This is a genomic window from Frigoribacterium sp. CF331 (genome assembly GCF_057787905.1).
The window spans coordinates 2889248-2905897 of the sequence record NZ_CM173545.1; the positions used below are offsets into that span (position 1 = coordinate 2889248).

At 73.8% G+C, this 16650-nt stretch carries 19 protein-coding genes; 9 read left to right on the forward strand and 10 right to left on the reverse strand.

The genetic code is table 11. The annotated features are described in order from the left end of the window. Positions 1–39: 39 nt before the first annotated feature. From AC3CCI_RS13390 to AC3CCI_RS13410, 5 genes are all read right to left on the reverse strand, one after another. Positions 40–717, reverse strand: coding sequence for a response regulator (locus tag AC3CCI_RS13390; RefSeq protein WP_354592915.1), 678 nt, complete (start codon positions 715–717; stop codon positions 40–42). An 85-nt stretch (positions 718–802) separates the two neighbouring features. Next, on the reverse strand, positions 803–2053 hold the full coding sequence (locus AC3CCI_RS13395; protein WP_488627476.1) for a hypothetical protein: 1251 nt from the start codon (positions 2051–2053) through the stop codon (positions 803–805). After that, positions 2050–3207, reverse strand: a complete 1158-nt coding sequence (locus tag AC3CCI_RS13400) for a sensor histidine kinase (RefSeq protein WP_488627477.1) — start codon at positions 3205–3207, stop codon at positions 2050–2052. The genes AC3CCI_RS13395 and AC3CCI_RS13400 overlap by 4 nt, the downstream gene beginning before the upstream one ends. A gap of 175 nt (positions 3208–3382) precedes the next feature. Beyond that, positions 3383–4582, reverse strand: coding sequence for a homoserine O-acetyltransferase MetX (metX, locus tag AC3CCI_RS13405; protein ID WP_354592912.1), 1200 nt, complete (start codon positions 4580–4582; stop codon positions 3383–3385). Between the two features lie 88 nt (positions 4583–4670). Beyond that, positions 4671–6002: a bifunctional o-acetylhomoserine/o-acetylserine sulfhydrylase gene (locus tag AC3CCI_RS13410; protein ID WP_488627478.1), complete on the reverse strand. Its 1332-nt coding sequence runs from the start codon at positions 6000–6002 to the stop codon at positions 4671–4673. Between the two features lie 186 nt (positions 6003–6188). Here AC3CCI_RS13410 and AC3CCI_RS13415 point away from each other — a divergent pair, with 186 nt between their 5' ends. Continuing rightward, the gene (locus AC3CCI_RS13415; RefSeq protein WP_488627479.1) at positions 6189–6965 is read left to right on the forward strand and encodes an SDR family oxidoreductase; all 777 of its coding nucleotides are present in this window, start codon (positions 6189–6191) and stop codon (positions 6963–6965) included. Between the two features lie 12 nt (positions 6966–6977). On the opposite strand, the gene AC3CCI_RS13420 is transcribed toward AC3CCI_RS13415, so the two are convergent. Further along, the gene (locus tag AC3CCI_RS13420) at positions 6978–7484 is read right to left on the reverse strand and encodes a hypothetical protein (RefSeq protein WP_488627480.1); all 507 of its coding nucleotides are present in this window, start codon (positions 7482–7484) and stop codon (positions 6978–6980) included. Between the two features lie 687 nt (positions 7485–8171). Here AC3CCI_RS13420 and AC3CCI_RS13425 point away from each other — a divergent pair. Continuing rightward, positions 8172–9134, forward strand: coding sequence for a glycosyltransferase family 2 protein (locus tag AC3CCI_RS13425; RefSeq protein ID WP_488627481.1), 963 nt, complete (start codon positions 8172–8174; stop codon positions 9132–9134). A 42-nt stretch (positions 9135–9176) separates the two neighbouring features. Here the strand turns inward: AC3CCI_RS13425 and AC3CCI_RS13430 are convergent, their stop codons facing one another. Both AC3CCI_RS13430 and AC3CCI_RS13435 read right to left on the reverse strand, forming a co-directional pair. Further along, on the reverse strand, positions 9177–9590 hold the full coding sequence (locus tag AC3CCI_RS13430; protein WP_488627482.1) for a hypothetical protein: 414 nt from the start codon (positions 9588–9590) through the stop codon (positions 9177–9179). A 38-nt stretch (positions 9591–9628) separates the two neighbouring features. After that, positions 9629–10069, reverse strand: coding sequence for a cytidine deaminase family protein (locus AC3CCI_RS13435; protein WP_488627483.1), 441 nt, complete (start codon positions 10067–10069; stop codon positions 9629–9631). A gap of 72 nt (positions 10070–10141) precedes the next feature. Between AC3CCI_RS13435 and AC3CCI_RS13440 the strand changes: the two genes are divergently transcribed. From AC3CCI_RS13440 to AC3CCI_RS13465, 6 genes are all read left to right on the forward strand, one after another. Then, complete coding sequence (locus AC3CCI_RS13440; protein ID WP_488627484.1) at positions 10142–10585, forward strand: SRPBCC family protein; 444 nt, start codon at positions 10142–10144, stop codon at positions 10583–10585. A gap of 90 nt (positions 10586–10675) precedes the next feature. Then, positions 10676–11440 (forward strand): YqjF family protein, encoded by a 765-nt coding sequence (locus AC3CCI_RS13445; RefSeq protein ID WP_488627485.1) that lies wholly within the window; start codon positions 10676–10678, stop codon positions 11438–11440. Between the two features lie 34 nt (positions 11441–11474). Then, positions 11475–12023: a phosphoribosyltransferase gene (locus AC3CCI_RS13450; RefSeq protein ID WP_488627486.1), complete on the forward strand. Its 549-nt coding sequence runs from the start codon at positions 11475–11477 to the stop codon at positions 12021–12023. Then, positions 12020–12763, forward strand: a complete 744-nt coding sequence (locus AC3CCI_RS13455; RefSeq protein WP_488627487.1) for a Type 1 glutamine amidotransferase-like domain-containing protein — start codon at positions 12020–12022, stop codon at positions 12761–12763. Before AC3CCI_RS13450 ends, AC3CCI_RS13455 begins: the two co-directional genes overlap by 4 nt. After that, positions 12760–13515, forward strand: coding sequence for a uracil-DNA glycosylase (locus AC3CCI_RS13460; protein WP_354592901.1), 756 nt, complete (start codon positions 12760–12762; stop codon positions 13513–13515). Before AC3CCI_RS13455 ends, AC3CCI_RS13460 begins: the two co-directional genes overlap by 4 nt. A 33-nt stretch (positions 13516–13548) precedes the next feature. Continuing rightward, the gene (locus AC3CCI_RS13465; RefSeq protein ID WP_488627488.1) at positions 13549–14142 is read left to right on the forward strand and encodes a GNAT family N-acetyltransferase; all 594 of its coding nucleotides are present in this window, start codon (positions 13549–13551) and stop codon (positions 14140–14142) included. Positions 14143–14169: 27 nt separating this feature from the next. On the opposite strand, the gene AC3CCI_RS13470 is transcribed toward AC3CCI_RS13465, so the two are convergent. Both AC3CCI_RS13470 and AC3CCI_RS13475 read right to left on the reverse strand, forming a co-directional pair. Further along, the gene (locus AC3CCI_RS13470) at positions 14170–14760 is read right to left on the reverse strand and encodes a TetR/AcrR family transcriptional regulator (protein WP_488627489.1); all 591 of its coding nucleotides are present in this window, start codon (positions 14758–14760) and stop codon (positions 14170–14172) included. A gap of 4 nt (positions 14761–14764) precedes the next feature. Next, entirely contained in the window at positions 14765–15103 is a 339-nt protein-coding gene (locus AC3CCI_RS13475; RefSeq protein ID WP_354592898.1) for a DMT family transporter, read from the reverse strand. A 121-nt stretch (positions 15104–15224) separates the two neighbouring features. Between AC3CCI_RS13475 and AC3CCI_RS13480 the strand changes: the two genes are divergently transcribed. After that, entirely contained in the window at positions 15225–16649 is a 1425-nt protein-coding gene (locus AC3CCI_RS13480) for an amidase (RefSeq protein ID WP_488627490.1), read from the forward strand. The last annotated feature ends 1 nt before the right edge of the window (position 16650 follow it).

The window sequence follows — 16650 nt, forward strand, 5'->3', positions numbered from 1 at the left end:
CGGGGGAGTCGGGCCGTCGCGCGTAGTTCGCGCCGCGGGTCAGAAGCTGGTCTGGGCCGGCGTGTCGGTCTGCAGCAGGATGCCGTCCTGGATGGCGCGCTTCCGCAGGGCGACCTTGGTGCCCACGTCGTAGCCGGCGACCCGGTACTTCTCGCGGATGCGCTTGAGGTAGCTCTTCGCGGTCTCTTCGCTGATGCCGAGCTGGTACGCGACGGCCTTGACCGGCTCGCCACCGCCGTAGAGCGCCATCACGCGGCGCTCCTGCGCACTGAGCTTCGGCACCCCGCCGACCTCGGCCGCGTTGAGCGCCAGGTCGAGCTCGGCCGAGATGTACGACTCGCCCTTGGCGGCCGAGCGGATCGCCTCGACGATCATCTCGGCGTCCTCGCTCTTGACGAGGTAGCCGAGGGCACCGGCCGCGAGGGCCTCGCGGACGACGTTGGGCTCGGAGTAGGTGCTCATGAGGACCGTCTTGACGCCGGTGGTCTTGAGCGTGTTGATCTTGAGCGAGATCGGGATGCTGTCCTTCAGGTCGAGGTCGAGCAGGACGACGTCGACCGGGAACTCGGGGTGCGTGAGCAGCTCGGGCCAGGACGCGACGGCGGCCACCATCGAGATGTCGCTCGCGGCACCGCGGATCCACTCGCTGAGGGCGCCCAGCAGCATCTTGTGGTCGTCTACGAGGGCGAGGCGGATGCGGTCGTCGTGGTCTGACACGTCGGGACCTTCTTTCAGGACGGTGTGGTGAACATGCTACGGGCGGGGGCGGTGATCGGGGGAGACCACGCGGGGGCTGGTCGGCTCAGGTCTCGGCGGGGTTGTCGACGATGCAGGCGACCGAGATCTTGACGCTCGACTCGTGCGTCGACACGGTGTACTCGCCGGCGCGTTCGAGGGCGTTCCAGGTGGCCGGCGTGACGCGGTTGCGCCGGATGCCCGTCGTCGAGACGACGACCGGCACGCAGACGCTCCGACCGGCGAACGACTGCGAGGCGGCCGTCACCGGCCCGAGGGTCAGCTGGATGGTCGTGCCCGGTGCCCGGCTCTTCGAGTCGCCGAGCAGCAGCCAGACGCCCTGCAGCAGGCCGTCGCGCTGCGGCGGTGCCAAGAGTCCCGCCAGCGACGAGGGGTCCACCAGCGTGACCGAGCGCCCGAGGTACTCGGACTCGGTGACCGCGTGGTGCAGCCAGGTCTCGCGTCGGCCCTCGATGAGGTGCAGCCGCAGCTCGGTGGCGAGCGAGGCCGCCTGCGAGGCGACCTTGGGGGAGAGCGGCAACGGGACGTCGCCGTTGGCGACCCCGTCGAGCAGCTTCTCGGCGGCGAGGTCGAGCCGTGCCAGTTCGTCGCTCGCGAGCATGCCGACGGCGAAGCGGGGCTGCGACACGTTGCTCTGGACGAGGACCCGGTCGAGCTCGACCTGCACCATGCGCCGGAACCGGTGCACCGCGAAGGTCGCGATGGCGCTCGGCAGGACGGTGAGGGCCACGACGGCGATCTGCTGGGGCCCCGAATCGCTCGTGACGGGCGTCGACGCCGCGACCATGACGACGAAGGCCACGAACAGCAGGGCGGTGGCGACGACGACCTCGCGCACGGGCCTCAGGGTGACGATCGGCAGCAGGCCGAAGCCCACGGCGACGCTCGACGTGGCGTAGGCACCGACGTCGTGCAGGGGCCAGACGGCGACGAAGTCGAGGGCGACGACGGCGGCCAGCACGACGCCGATGACGGCGAAGACGCCCGTCGTCAGCCGCTCGCCCCGGACGGTCACGAGGGCGGCCGTGCCGATGAACGCGGCGACGTACAGCAGCCACGAGACGAGCGCGGGCGTGACGTCGGGGTAGGCGGACAAGTGGCTGAGGAAGAACGTGAGGCCGTAGACGGCCTGGAGGGCCGCGACCACGGCCGCCCCGACGCCGAGGTAGCCCGTGCCGAGGGTGGCGCCGGCGGCCCGCGCCTGGCGCAGCGACCGCGCACCGGTAGAACTGATCGGCAGGCCTCGTGCCGCACGACGGCCGCGGACGATGCCGAAGGTGTTCTCGTCGACGCTCATCGGGGTGCCTCCAGGACGACGGTCGTGCCCGAGCCGGGCGAGGAGAAGAGCCGGGCGCTGCCGCCCACCTCGTGCAGGCGGCCGACGACCGATTCTTTGAAGCCCAGGCGTTCTTCGCTGATGCCGGCCAGGTCGAAGCCCACCCCGGCGTCGGTGACCATGGCCCGCACCATCGAGTCGTCGTGGATGATCGTCACGTGCGCCTCGGTGACGCCCGCGTGACGCCGGACGTTCTCGAGGCACTCGGCCAGGGCGAGCAGGAACGCGTCGAGGACGTGGGTCGGCAGCAGGACCTGCCCGGTGCCGTGCCAGCTGACCTCGAGGCCCATGCGACCGAAGCGTTGCTTGACGGACTCGAGGGTCTGCCCGAGGGGCGACTCCTCGACCGTCTCGAGGCTGTAGTCACCCGACGCCTGGGGCTGGGGCGTGCCGCCGAGGCGGAGGTGCCGCAGCAGGCGGGCGTCCTCGGCCGCCTGGTCCTGGAGTGCCTGCGCCGTGACGCCGAACCCCGAGTGGGCGAGCAGCGTCAGGGTCGCCAGCACGGTGTCGTGCAGCAGCCGGGCGCCCTGACGGCGTTGCGCCTCGGTCTCGCTGGCCTGGCGCTCGGCCCGGTGGGCGTTGCCGATGCTGTAGATGCGCCGGGCGGCGAGGGGCACCGCGCGGCCGAGCCAGAGGCCCGTCACGAAGCACGACACCCAGCCGAGCAGCACCGCCGCCACCGGGAAGGTGAAGAGCGACCCCGTCGCGAGCGCGACGAGCGTGATCTCGACGACGAACGCGACGACGGCCGTCGTGAGTCGCGGACGGCTCGACGAGAGCATGAGGCTGAAGGCGGCGGTCGCCCCGCCGGCCAACGGGATGATCGCCGTGGCGAGCGGCCCGTCGTCGGGACCGCCGGCCGGCAGCAGGGCGACCACGGTGGCGGCGATGCCGGCCGCCAGGCCGACGGGGACCCAGACGCGGGCGCGCGGCCCGGTGACGAACAGCAGCGCCACGATGAGCAGGGCGGCGAGCGGAGCGATGGCCGCCAGGTGGAGCGGGTCGGTGACCCCCGGGATCACGAGCGCCACGATCGAGACCGCCGCGCAGGCGAGCCCCAGGGTGCGGGTCGTGCTGCTGAGCAGACGATCGCGCTCTTGGGCGAAGATGTCCATGATTCGTGAGTGGCTTCCGACGGGGGCGTCGCGGCTGCCGGGTGGCTGGCGACCCCTCATGTTTTCACACCCAGAACCCTCTCAGGGGGTCGTGCAGGGCCCGACGGGCGGATTGGTCCGGTAACGATCCGGTCCCGGTCGCGAACTGTACCCCGGGGTGTCCGCCGAAGGGAGGTCAGTCGAGCAGTCGGCGGAGCTGAGCGCCCACGGCGGCGGTCTCGATGAGGAATCCGTCGTGCCCGTAGGGACTCCCCACGACCGCCACGTCGTCGCCGTCGAGGGCGTTCGCGAGGTGCCGCGCGACGACCCGCTGGTCGGACACCGGGAAGAGCCGGTCGCTGTCGACGCCGAGCACGAGCGAACGCGCCGTGACCCGGTTCAGGGCGGCGGCGACCCCGCCCCGGTCGCGTCCGACGTCGTGCGAGTTCATGGCGCCCAGCAGGGTCGCGTAGCTGCCGGCGTCGAAGCGCCGCGTGAACTTGTTGCCGTGGAAGTCGAGGTAGCTCTCGACCTGGAACCGCCCGGGCCCGCCGAGCGGTGAGATCTCGCTCTGCCAGCTGCGTCCGAAGCGGGCGTTGAGCTCGTCGGGCGAACGGTAGTTCAGCAGGGCCATGCGTCGGGCGAGGGCCAGGCCCCGGTAGGGCCCGTCGACCGCGTCGTAGTAGTCGCCGCCGTCGTACGCGGAGTCCATGCGGATGGCCTCGTGCTGGACCGTGTTCAGCGCGATCTGGTCGGCGCTCACGACGGGCGGTGCGGCCAGCACGGCGAGGCGCTCGACGCGCGACGGGTGCGTGACGGCCCACTCGAGGGCGTGCATGCCCCCCATCGACCCGCCGACGACCGCCGCCCAGCGGTCGATGCCGAGCCGGTCGGCGAGGGCGGCCTGGGCGGCGACCTGGTCGCGGATCGTCAGGTGCGGGAACCTCGACCCCCACTCGACGGCGTCCGGGGCGAACGACGAGGGCCCGGTGCTGCCCTGGCAGCCGCCGAGCACGTTCGGCGCCACGACGAACCACCGGTCGGTGTCGACGGCGAGCCCGGGGCCGACGACGCCGTTCCACCAGCCGGCCGTCGGGTGCCCGGGGCCGGCCTCGCCGACGACGTGGCTGTCGCCGGTGAGGGCGTGCGACACGAGGACGGCGTTGCCGCCGTCTGCGGCGAGCTCGCCCCAGGTCTCGAACGCGAGCCGGGGCCGGGGCAGCGTGACGCCGCTCTCGAGCACCAGGTCGTCGAGCGTCTCGAACCGGCGTCCGCCCGGGTCGTCGCCGTCGCGCCAGGCTCCGGTGACCGGAGGGCGGCCCAGCACGGCCAGGCGCGTGCGTTCGCTGATGACGCTCGACGGGACGGTGTCCTCGGGTGTGCTCTGCCAGTCCATGTGCTGTCCATCCTGGGGGACGCGAGGAGGCGCGGCGCGTTTGTTACGCGCACCGCGCCTCCTCGGGTGGTCGCCTCGGGGCGACGGCCTAGCTGCTGCGCAACGACTCGCGGGTGACCGCCCGAGCCGCGGCGAACCCGGCGTCGAGGTCGGCCTTGAGGTCGTCGACGTTCTCGAGGCCGACCGAGAGCCGCACGAGGCCCGGCGTGACGCCGGTCGTCAGCTGCTGCTCGGGGGTGAGCTGCGAGTGCGTCGTCGAGGCGGGGTGGATCACCAGGCTGCGAACGTCGCCGATGTTGGCCAGGTGGCTGAACAGCCGCAGGGCGTCGACGAGGGCCCGACCGGCGTCGACCCCGCCCTTCAGCTCGAACGAGAGGACGGCCCCGACGCCGCGGGGCGCGTACTTGTTCGCCGCGGCGTACCACGGGCTGGTCGGCAGGCCTGCGTAGTACACGGCGGCGACGTCGTCGCGGGCGTCCAGCCACTCCGCGACCTCCTGGGCGTTCTGGACGTGTCGCTCGATGCGCAGGCTGAGCGTCTCGATGCCCTGGATCAGCGAGAAGGCCGTGTCGGGGCTGTTCGACGCCCCGAGGTCGCGCAGCAGCTGGACGCGCGCCTTGACGACGTAGGCGAGCTCGTCGCCGACCGCCTGCGTGTAGACCGCCCCGTGGTACGACGGGTCGGGTCGGGTCAACCCGGGGAAGCGGTCCGCGTCGGCCGACCACGGGAACGTGCCGCCGTCGACGATGAACCCGCCGATGACCGTGCCGTGCCCGCCGAGGAACTTCGTCGCCGAGTGCACGACGACGTCCGCCCCGTGCTCGAGCGGCCGGATCAGGTAGGGCGTCGCGATCGTGTTGTCGACGATCAGGGGCACGCCCTCGTCGTGCGCGACGCCCGACACCTTCTCGATGTCGAGGATGTTGATCTTGGGGTTGCCGATCGTCTCGGCGAAGAACAGCTTGGTGTTCGGGCGGACGGCACGGCGCCATTCGTCGGCGTCGTCCTGGTTCTCGACGAAGGTCGTCTCGATGCCGAGCTTCGCCAGCGTGTACTTGAACAGGTTGTACGTGCCGCCGTAGATGGACGACGACGACACGATGTGGTCGCCGGCCTCGGCGATGTTGAGCACCGCGAAGGTGGACGCGGCCTGCCCCGACGACACCAGCAGGGCACCCGTCCCGCCCTCGAGCGCGGCGATGCGCTTCTCCACGACGTCGTGGGTGGGGTTCATGATGCGCGAGTAGATGTTGCCGTTCTCGGCGAGGGCGAAGAGGTCCTGCGCGTGCTGGGCGTCGCGGAAGACGTACGAGGTCGTCTTGTAGATCGGCGTGGCCCTGGCGTGGGTCGTGGGGTCGGGCTGGGCGCCGGCGTGGATCTGCCGGGTCTCGAACTTCCAGGCGGGCTGGGCGTCGGTCATGGTCTGCTCCTGCGGTCGGGTCGTGTCGTGTGGGCCGACGGGGTCGTCGGGGCCTGCGATGACAGCCACGGTACGGACCCCGCCCCCGACCGTCCACGATGCCGGACACGCGACGTAACCGGACGGCTAGCGTGGGACCGGTGCGTCCACGGCGGGCGCCGACGGACGAGGCACCGGGAGGCGCACATGGTGGGACGGGTCGTGGTGACGGGGGCCAGCTCGGGCATCGGAGCGGCGACGGTGCGGTTGTTCCGCTCGCGCGGCTGGGAGGTGCTGGCGGTCGCCCGACGCGAGGAGCGCCTCCGTGCGCTCGCCGACGAGACGGGGGCGACCTGGTTCCGGGCCGACCTCACGAGCGACGACGACGTGGCCGCCCTGCGGGCCCACGTCGAGGGCATCGGTCCGCTGCACGCGCTCGTCAACAACGCCGGCGGCGCGTTCGGCCTCGACAGCGTCGAGCACGGCTCGATCGACGACTGGCAGCGCATGTTCGACGTCAACGTCCTCGGCACGAAGCGCGCGATCACCGCGCTGCTGCCGTCGCTGCGCCGGGGAGCCGAGGAGGCGCGGGGCGCCGACGTCGTCACGGTCACCTCGATCGCCGGTCACGTCGCGTACGAGAACGGCGGCGGCTACAACGCCTCGAAGTTCGCCGAGCACGCCCTCGTGGCCGTGCTGCGGCTCGAGCTCGCCGGCGAACCGATCCGGGTGATCGAGATCGCACCGGGCATGGTGCACACCGAGGAGTTCTCGCTCGTGCGGTTCGGCGGCGACCAGGACCGCGCCGACGCCGTCTACCGGGACGTCGAGGCGCCCCTGACGGCCGGCGACGTCGCCGAGTCGATCGTGCACTCGGTCGAACTGCCGGCCCACGTCAACCTCGACCTGGTGACCATCAAGCCGGTGGCGCAGGCCGCGACGTACAAGGTCGCCAAGGGCGGGCTGCGCGTCCGGAAGGACTGACCGGGCCGGGCGTCAGGAGCGTCCGGGGCGCGGGTGCGCGTCGCGCAGGGCGGCCAGGTCGCCTTCCACGAGGTCGCGCAGCCGGTCGGCTCGGCCGTCGTCGTAGTCGTCGGCGGGCCGGGCGGCCCAGCCGAGCCGGTCGACGACGGTCTGCCCGACGTCGTCCCACGCGCGGGACCGGGCGTCCGCCACGACCCCGCCGACGAACGCGTCGTCGTCCCGCCGCGCGGCGAGTTCTCGGGCCACGCCCTTCGAGGCGGCCTCGCGCAGCTTGAGCGCGCCGGCGTCCTCCTGCCGGTAGTCGAACTGGTGGCGGGACTGGCCGTACGAGCGGCCGGTCATCCGACGGAGCTTGCGGACGCGGACGGCGGCGGCCGTCTGCTCGGCCGCCAGGCGGTCGATCTCGTCCCGCGTGACCCGGGTGGCGACGCCCTCGTCGAAGGGCAGGTGCTCCTGCAGCGCACGCCGGATGATCCGGTTGGTGACGGCGACGACCAGGGCGGCGCGCACGATGAGCACGCCCTCGTCCACCGCACGCTCGAGTGCCGTGCGTTCGGCTCGGCGCCGTGATCCTGGGCCGTGGGGCACTCGTCGACGTCCTCTCGTGCTCGGGGTGAGGCCCCGAGACTACCGGCGTGGGGCGGGGGCCCGACCGGGTGGGGGGCCGGGTGCGCGACGGCCGCGCGACACGGCCCCCGGGTCACCGACGGGTGGTTCGGGGCCGGGGCGAGCGGGCCGGAGGCCGGACGGACGCGGTCGACGGCACCCGCGCCTCCTGCCCTCCGGGGGCCGTCGGGGCGCCGAACCGCACCGGACGGCGGGCCTCACCCCGGGGGGTGTGCCCGGCCGGGCGACGCCACCCGTGCGTCACCCGGACGGGTCCCCCTCGAACGGGGGACCCCCGTTCGCCTCGTGTTCTCAGGACGCCCCGCGTAGCGTTGTCCCCGTCAGGACGTCCCGAACCCGAATCCGGGGCGTGCCTCGGCCGTGGTCGCCCGAATCGGCCACCGGCAGACGTCGCCGGACCACCCTCCCGGCCCCGTCACCCGAACGCACCCTCCGACGAGGGTCGCCACCCGAACGCACCGTCCACGGTGCGACCGGCGACCGTCGACGAACCCCGAGGAACCCCGTGACCCTCTGCGTCCGCTTACCCGAGCCCGCCGTCCTCCCGTCCGCCCGCCGCACCCCCCGGGGAGGCACCGCGTGAACCGCCCCGCCCCCCGCATCAGCGTCGTCGTCTGCGCCGACGAGACCACCCCGTTCGACGGCCTGCTGGCCGCCCTCGACTCCGTCCTCCGCGACGGGGACGTGCACGAGGTCCTCGTCGTCGTCGACCGCGCGCCGAGGCTGCGCGACGACCTGCGCCACCGCTACGACGACCTCGTCGTCGTCGACAACACCCGTACGCCCGGTCTCGCCGGCAGTCGCGACACCGGCATCGAGTCCGCGCGCGGCGACGTCGTCGCGTTCCTCGGTGCGGACTCCTCGGCCCACGCGGGCTGGGCGCAGGCCATGGCCGCCCCGTTCGACGAGGTCGACGTCGTCGCCGTCGTCGGGCGGACCGAGCCCACCTGGCCCGGCACGGCCGCGTCGGGCCTGCCGGACGCCCTCCTCTGGGCGGTGGATTGCACGCCGCGTGCGCGTCCCGACGGCCCCGTCGGCCTCGAGGACGTCTCGGGTCCGAGCGTGGCGTTCCGACGGTGGGACCTGTTGCAGGTCGGCGGCCTGGCCAGCGGCGCCGACGCACGCCAGACGACCCCTCGCGGCGCCGAGTTCGCCGAGCTCTGCCTGCGCCTCGCCGCCGACGAGCCGGAGGCGCGGGTCGTCTCGACCTCGTCGGCCCGCGTCTCGCGCACGGTCGCCGCGGGCGAGACGCGGTGGCGGTCGGTCGCCGGCGCGGCGTCCGACCGCGGCGTCGCCCAGTCCGCCCTCCGACGCTCGGTCGGTCGGGACGCCGACACGGGCACGGCCCGCCGCGTCACGCCCGGTCGGCTGACCGCGGCCGCGTGGCGTTCGCTGGTCGGTCGACGTCCGGGGGCCTCGCTGCTCGCCGTCGCCGCCGTGGGCCTGGTCGCCGGTCGCGTGTCGGGCCTGCTGCGCGGAGCCCGCATCGGCGTGCCGGTCGACCACCTCGAGCCGCTTCGATCGGCGACGGTCCGTCACTGACGGCCCTCGCCGGGCGGCCCGTCGCCGGCGGGTCGCGCGGGCCTAGCCCGCGGTCAGCACGATCGGCGTCTCGGCGACCGTCCCCTCGCCCGACGTCGACGTGACGGCCAGCGTGGCCTCACCGATCGGCAGGTCGTCGGGCAGGGGGAACGAGCCGGCGACGGTGAAGCGTGGGCCGGCGGCCTCGTCGACCGTCCCGAGCAGGCGTGGCTCGCGGTCGCCCGCCGTGGTGACGGTCACGTCGACGTCCCTGGCCGGTCGCGCGATGCCGCCGGTGTCCTCGCACCTCGAGGTCATCCAGTCGACGCTCAGTCGGACCTCGCCACCCGGCCGGAGGTCGGAACCGTCGAGGTCGACCTCCTTGATCGCGCAGGAGGCCGAGGTGGTGCCTCCGGCGCTCGGGCCGCATCCGGTGAGCAGCCCGGCCACGCACGCGCCGGCGAGCACGACGTGCACCGGTCTCGTCCGACCCCTTCCTCCGACGGACACGACGATCAGACCTGCTCGGCGCCGTGGTCGTAGGCGAACGGGAGCAGTTCGTCCGCCGTCACGCTGACGAGACCGTCAGGGCCGCGCAGGATCACGCGGACGTGGGGGTGGAGGTCGGCGAGCACCTGACGGTCACGCCCGCACGGGCTCGTGACGCCCCGGCCGTGGTTGCCCACGGCGACCACGTGCGTCAGGTCGGTGGCGCCGCCTGCCCGTGCGGCGCCGAGGGCCACGAGCTCGGCGCAGGGCCCGCCCGTGAAGTGGAAGACGTTGACCCCGGTGAAGATCCGGCCGTCGGCCGCGCGGACGGCCGCGCCCATGGTGTGCACGCCGTCCTCGTCCGGGCCGGCGTCGGTGACGGCGTCGATGGTCGACCGGGCGGCCTCGACGAGCGCGTGGTCCTCGTCGGTGAGGGCGGTGGCTGACGGCGGGAGGGTGGCGGGCACGACCCCGACCCTACGACGACCGCCCTCCGTCCGCGTCGCCCGGCGCGGGAGCTCGCCTGCTAGCTTGCCACCATGACCTGGCCCGTCGTCCATCTCTCCCGTCCGCTCGACCACGACGTCGCGGTCGTGTCGCGCGTCGCGGGGGACCCGCGGAACCTCCCGCTGTGGGCGGCCGGCCTCGGTGCCGGCATCCGCTCGGAGGGCGACCGCTGGTTCACGGAGTCGCCCCTGGGCGTCGTCGAGGTCGCCTTCACCGGACCGGTCGAGCAAGGCGTGCTCGACCACGACGTGACGCTGCCCGACGGGACGGTGGTCCACAACCCCCTCCGCGTCGTCCCGAACGACCGGGGCAGCGAGGTCGTCTTCACCCTCTTCCGCCGCGACGGCACGTCGGAGGCGGACTTCCGGGCCGACGCGGACGCCGTGCGACGAGACCTCGATCGGCTGACGGCCCTGCTCGACCAGACCGTCCTCGACCAGGCCCGCCCCGACGAACGAGGCCCGCGCGACCGGTAGGTCGTCGGCGACCGACGGAGGGCGACCCCGCCGACCGACCCCGCCGACAGACCCGGCCCGCTCACGGGCGGCGTCCGTAGCGTGGCCGTCATGCACCCGACCACGCAGGGGGCCGAGCCCGAACCGGTCACCGCCACCGCGCCTCCGTTGCTCCGCCCCGCGTTCATCCGGCAGCACTGGGGCGGCCTCGCCTTCGCGCACTGGCGGGTCGAACCCGAGCGCGTCGCGCCGCTGCTGCCGCCCGGCACCCGACCCGACGTGTTCGACGGCTCGACCTGGGTGGGGTTGATCCCGTTCGAACTGACCGGCAGTGCCTTCGGTCCGCTGCCTGCCGTGCCCTGGGCCGGCGACTTCCTCGAGACGAACGTGCGGCTGTACTCGGTCGACGCCCTCGGGAGGCGCGGCGTCGTCTTCCGCACCCTCGAGGCCCAGCGGCTCGTCTCGGTGCTCGCGGCCAACGCCGGCCTCGGCCTGCCGTACCGGTGGGCGTCGATGGAGCGCACGCGGGCGGACGGCGTCGTCACGTACCGCAGCACCCGGCTCGGGCCCGGGGCGAACCCGTCGTCGCGCCTGGCCGTCCGGCCCACCGACGAGGTGGTGTCCGGCGACCCGCTCGCCGAGTTCCTCACCGCCCGCTGGGGCATGCACGTCGCCCGCGGGGGACGCACGCGCTACTGGCCGAACCGGCACGACACGTGGTCGCTCCGTCGCGCCGAACTGGTCGACCTCGACGACGAGCTGGTGGCCGACAGCGGTCTGCCGGGCGTCACCGACCGCGAACCCGACTCGCTGCTCTGGTCCGCCGGCGTCGACACCGTCTTCGCACCGCCCGGGGGTGCCTGGGTCCCGGCGTGACGCGCGGGGGCCCGCGCGCGTTACGGTTGACGGCATGGTCACCCCACCCGACGACAGCCAGGCCGCCCCCGCACGACTCGAGGTCGAGGCTCCCGAGAGGGAGGTGCTGGGCTGGCTCGAGTTCGGTGAGGCCGCCCGCCACCTGGCCTCCGACGTCGTGCAGGCGGGGTTCGTGCCCGACGTGATCGTGGCCGTGGCCCGCGGCGGGCTCGTGCTCGCGGGGGCCGTCTCGTACGCGCTCGACACGAAGATGTGCGGCTCGATCAACGTCGAGTTCTACACCGGGGTCGACGAGCGGCTGCCCGAGCCGGTGCTGCTGCCGCCCACCCTCGACGCCCCGTCGCTCGAGGGCAAGAAGGTGCTCGTCGTCGACGACGTCTCCGACTCGGGGCGCACGCTCGTGCTCGTGCGCGACCTGCTCGCCGAGGTCGCCGCCGAGGTGCGCACCGTGTGCCTCTACAGCAAGCCCCGCACCGTGCTCGAGCCCGACTTCGTCTGGAAGCGCACCGACCAGTGGATCACCTTCCCGTGGAGCGCGCTGCCGCCCGTCACGCGCGAGGTCGGTTCGGGGGCGGGCGCGTGAGCATCCACCTCGTGGGCGGCGGATGGTCGCCCGACGACACCGAGCTGTACGACCTCTTCGTGGCCGAGGCCGCCGTCCGAGGCGCCGCCGTCGGTCGCAGCGTGCCGCGCATCGCCGTGCTGATCGTCGTCGCCGACGACTCGCCCTCGGCCGAGTTCCGCGACGGGTACCCCGTCATGCTCGCCGCGGGCGGCCGCTGCGAGGCGCTCACCACCATCGTCACCGCGGGCGACGAGTTCGACACCCGCGTGCTCAGCGACGTCGACGGCCTGCTGGTCGCGGGCGGACTCACCCCTGCCTACCTCGACGCCGTCGCCCCCTTGATCGACCAGGTGCGACTGCTCGTCGCCGACGGGCTGCCCTACCTCGGCTTCTCGGCCGGGGCCATGATCGCCGCCGACCGGGCCCTGCTCGGCGGCTGGCTGATCGGGGACGTGCCGGTCTGCCCGGAGGACGCCGCCGAAGACCTCGACGAGGTCACCCTCGCCGACGGCCTCGGGCTCGTCGACCTCGCGATCGACGTGCACGCCGCCCAGTGGGGCACCCTGACCCGCCTGATCGCCGCCACCGAGGCGGGGCTCGTCCGCGGCGGCGTCGCGATCGACGAGAACACCGCCCTCGTGGTCGGCGAGGGCGCCCTCGCGGTGCTCGGCACGGGCAGCGTCTGGCGGGTCGAACCGCAGCTCGACGACGACGGCGAGATCGTCGGCGTCTCCGTCGGCACGCTCGGGGTCGAGTGACCGACGCGGGCGGTGCCGGCCGGGGCGACGAGCACGGTCGTGAGCCGGTTCGCGACGAGACGCACGTCCACCGTCGGCCGCTCTCCGAGCAGATCGACCCGTCGTGGGCGACCGCCCTCGAGCCCGTGGCCGACCGCATCGCCGACATGGGGGAGTACCTGCGGGGCGAGGTGCGCGCCGGGCGCGGCTACCTGCCCGCGGGCGAGAACGTGCTGCGGGCCTTCCGCCAGCCGCTCGACGAGGTGCGCGTCCTGATCGTCGGTCAAGACCCCTACCCCACGCCGGGTCACCCGATCGGGCTGTCCTTCGCGGTCGACCCTCACGTCCGTCCCGTGCCACGCAGCCTGGCGAACATCTACCGCGAGTTGCACGACGACCTGGGCGTGCCCGTGGTCGAGCACGGCGACCTGACCTCGTGGTCGCGCCACGGCGTGCTGTTGCTGAACCGCGTCCTCACCGTGCGTCCGGGCGAGACGGCGTCGCACCGTGGCAAGGGCTGGGAGCCCGTCACGCAACGGGCGATCGAGGTGCTCGCCGCGCGGGGCGGGCCGCTCGTGGCGATCCTCTGGGGGCGTGACGCGTCGGCGCTCAAGCCGCTGCTCGGCGACGTCCCGGCGATCGAGTCGCCGCACCCGAGCCCGCTGTCGGCGTCACGGGGCTTCTTCGGCTCGCGGCCGTTCAGCCGGGCGAACGAGCTGCTCGTCGCGCAGGGCGGCGAGCCCGTCGACTGGACCCTGCCGCCCGCGTCCTGAGCCGGGCCGCCCCCGGCGTGGCAGAGTGGGCCCGTGCTCGAAGAGGAATACCAGCCCCGACGGCGGCTTCCCCGAGCCCTGCGGCCCCCGGCTCCGGTCGAACCCGGCTTCTCGTTCGAGATCCGCCCGGCGACGCCCGCCGACCTGCCCTACGTGCGAGAGATCTACAACCACTACGTGGCCAACTCGTCGGTCACCTTCGACGAGGACGCGATGACCCTCGCCGAATGGCGACGCAAGTTCGCCTTCGTGACGAAGCTCGGCATGCCGTTCCTCGTCGCGGTCAACCCGTCCGGCGAGGCCCTCGGCTACGCGGTCGCGACGCCCTGGGGTGGCAAGGCCGCCTACCGCTACACCGTCGAGAGCTCGATCTACCTGCGAGCCGCGTCGACCGGCAAGGGACTCGGCCGGGCCCTGCTCGAGGCCCTCGTCGAGGCGTGCCGCGACGCCGGCATCCGCGAGATGATCGCCGTCATCGCCGACAAGAACGCCGAGGCGTCCATCGGCCTGCACGCCCGTCTCGGCTTCACCGAGGTCGGGCGCATGGGGCGGGTCGGCTTCAAGTTCGGCCGCTGGCTCGGCACGATCACGATGCAGAAGTCGCTCAAGAAGCGTCGCAGGGGCTGAACCGGCCGCGCGTCGGAGGCCGACGGCTCAGGACAGCGGTCCGACGACCTGTCGCAGCACCCGTTCGGTCGCGGCGGCGGTGCCCGGTTCGCCCCGCCACAGCATGCGGACGATCAACCCGTCGACCGCCAGGGCCGCGACGTCGACCCGGTCCGGCGGCACGCCCGCCCGCGACAGCACGTGCTCGAGCGACGAGTACCAGAGCTCGGCGTCCTCGCGCAGCGACTCGTCACGCATCGCGGTGAAGAGCAGTTCGTACTGCGCCCGCGCCGCCCCCCGTTCGGTGACGGCGTATCGGACGAGGGTCTCGGCCAGGTCACGCAGGGAGGCGCGCTCGAGGCGGTCGAACGACCGGGCCCAGTCGGTGGTCGCGTGCCGTAGCGCCGCGCGCAGCAGGTCGTCCCGGCCGGCGAAGTAGTACGTGGCCGCCGAGACCGGGACGCCGGCCGCCCGGGCGACCGCCCGGTGCGTCACGGCCGAGGGGCCGCCCGCCTCGAGGACGGTCAGGACGCCGTCGAGCAGCGCGCGCCTCCTCGCCTCGCCCTTGGGGGTGAGGGCCGGGCCGCCGGTGGCCGTGTCGTCGGGGGGCCGGCCGTCGCCCGAGGTCGGGTCGCCCACCGGGTCAGGCCGCGGCCTCGTGGCGGCCGCCGAGCTCGAGCATGGTGACGCCGCCGATGACGAGCACGATGCCGCCGAGCTGGACGAGCGTCAGGGGCTCCTTGAAGAAGATCCAGCTGATCAGGGCGACGAGCACGACGCCGATGCCTGCCCAGATCGCGTAGGCGATGCCGAGCGGGACGCCCTTGCCGAGCGACTGCGAGAGCATGGCGAACGCGAAGACGTAGCCGACCACGACCGCGGCGTACTGCCACCACTTGGCGTCGGGGCCGCTGGTGACCTTCAGGAAGCTCGTGGCGAAGACCTCGCCGACGATGGCGAGCGCGAGGAAGAGGTAACCCATGACGGAGTCCTGTCGAGACGCGCGACGGTCCCGGCGGCGACCTGCGGCCGGGGGAGCACGAATGGGACAAATGTACCAGAAAACGTGCCGGGCGTGCCGGCCAGCGGCCTAGGCTCGACGGGTGTTCGAACTCCACCACCTGAGCGCCCACGAGCAGTGGGACTGGCTGCGTCGCGGCGAGGTCTCGCCCCGCGAACTGACCGCCCACTACCTCGAGCGCATCGCGCGGCTCGACGGCGACCTCGGGGCCTTCGTCACCGTGACCGCCGACGCCGCACTCGAGCGGGCCGACGACCTCGCCGCGGCCGGTCCGTCGGTCGCCGCGCTGTGGGGGCTGCCCCTGGCCGACAAGGACCTCAGCGACCGCGCGGGCGTGCCGACCTGGTCGGGGTCGCGCCTGAGCAGGGGTCGGGTGCCCACGACGTCGTCCGAGGTCACCGAGGCCCTCGACCAGGCCGGGGCCGTCAGCCTGGGCAAGACGGCGACCCCCGAGTACGGACTGACCGCCTACACCGAGACGCTCGTCGGCCCGCCCACGCGGAACCCCTGGGCGCCCGGGACCGGTGCCGGTGGATCGAGCGGCGGGGCCGCGGCGGCCGTCGCCGCGGGTCTGTTGCCGTTCGCCCCCGGATCGGACGGCGGGGGCAGCATCCGCATCCCGGCCGCCGCCACCGGCCTCGTCGGCCTGAAGCCCTCCCGGGGTCGGGTGCCGGCGCAGTCGGGGCTCACGAGCCTCGCCGGGCTGCCGGTCGGCGGGGCCCTGGCCCGGTCGGTCGCCGACGCCGCCCTGCTGCTCGACGCGATGGTGTCGCCCGACGGGCACCCACCGCGCCACCACCAGGCCCTCTGGGCCCCGCCGTCGCCCGACGGGGCCTACCTCGGCACCGCCGTCCGGGGCGAGGGGCGGTACCAGGTCGCGGTGATGACGACCAGCCCGTGGGACGACGCGTTCGACGTCCGGGTCGACCCGCGCCTCCTCGGCGTCCTCGGCGAGACCGCCGACCTGCTCGCCTCGATGGGCCACGGCGTCGACGAGACGAGCCTGCCGCCGTCGGACTACCCGGCGCTGTTCCGCACGATCTGGCAGGCGGGCGCGGCGGGCATCCCGGCCGAGACCGAGGCCGAGCTCGGGCTGCTCGAACCGATCACCCGGTGGCTCGTCGAGCAGGGGCGGCGCGTGACGGCTCGCGAGCTGTCGGCGGCGCTCGTCGGTCTCACCGCCTTCGAGCGCAGCGTGATCGAGCGCTTCGCCCCGTTCGACGCGGTCCTGACGCCGACGCTGGCGATGCTGCCGCGCCCGATCGGCTGGTACGACGCCGAGGACGCCGAGCGCAACTTCGAGCAGCAGTGCCTGTACTCGCCCTTCACGTCGTTCGTCAACGTGGCCGGGCTGCCCGCGATCAGCCTGCCGGTGGCCGAGGTCGACGGCGTGCCCGCGGGCGTGCAGCTGATCGGGAGGCCGGGCCGCGAGGACGTGCTGCTCGCGATCGGCGCGCAGCTCGAGCGGCGCCTGCGCTGGCAGCGCCGCCACCCGCCGACGTGGTGAG

Excerpts from the sequence above, each read along its gene's own strand:
- AC3CCI_RS13395 (WP_488627476.1), bottom strand. The coding sequence starts at position 2,053 with ATGAGCGTCGACGAGAACACCTTCGGCATCGTCCGCGGCCGTCGTGCG.
- AC3CCI_RS13400 (WP_488627477.1), bottom strand. The coding sequence starts at position 3,207 with ATGGACATCTTCGCCCAAGAGCGCGATCGTCTGCTCAGCAGCACGACC.
- metX (WP_354592912.1), bottom strand. The coding sequence starts at position 4,582 with ATGGACTGGCAGAGCACACCCGAGGACACCGTCCCGTCGAGCGTCATC.
- AC3CCI_RS13410 (WP_488627478.1), bottom strand. The coding sequence starts at position 6,002 with ATGACCGACGCCCAGCCCGCCTGGAAGTTCGAGACCCGGCAGATCCAC.
- AC3CCI_RS13415 (WP_488627479.1), top strand. The coding sequence starts at position 6,189 with ATGGTGGGACGGGTCGTGGTGACGGGGGCCAGCTCGGGCATCGGAGCG.
- AC3CCI_RS13440 (WP_488627484.1), top strand. The coding sequence starts at position 10,142 with ATGACCTGGCCCGTCGTCCATCTCTCCCGTCCGCTCGACCACGACGTC.
- AC3CCI_RS13445 (WP_488627485.1), top strand. The coding sequence starts at position 10,676 with ATGCACCCGACCACGCAGGGGGCCGAGCCCGAACCGGTCACCGCCACC.
- AC3CCI_RS13450 (WP_488627486.1), top strand. The coding sequence starts at position 11,475 with ATGGTCACCCCACCCGACGACAGCCAGGCCGCCCCCGCACGACTCGAG.
- AC3CCI_RS13475 (WP_354592898.1), bottom strand. The coding sequence starts at position 15,103 with ATGGGTTACCTCTTCCTCGCGCTCGCCATCGTCGGCGAGGTCTTCGCC.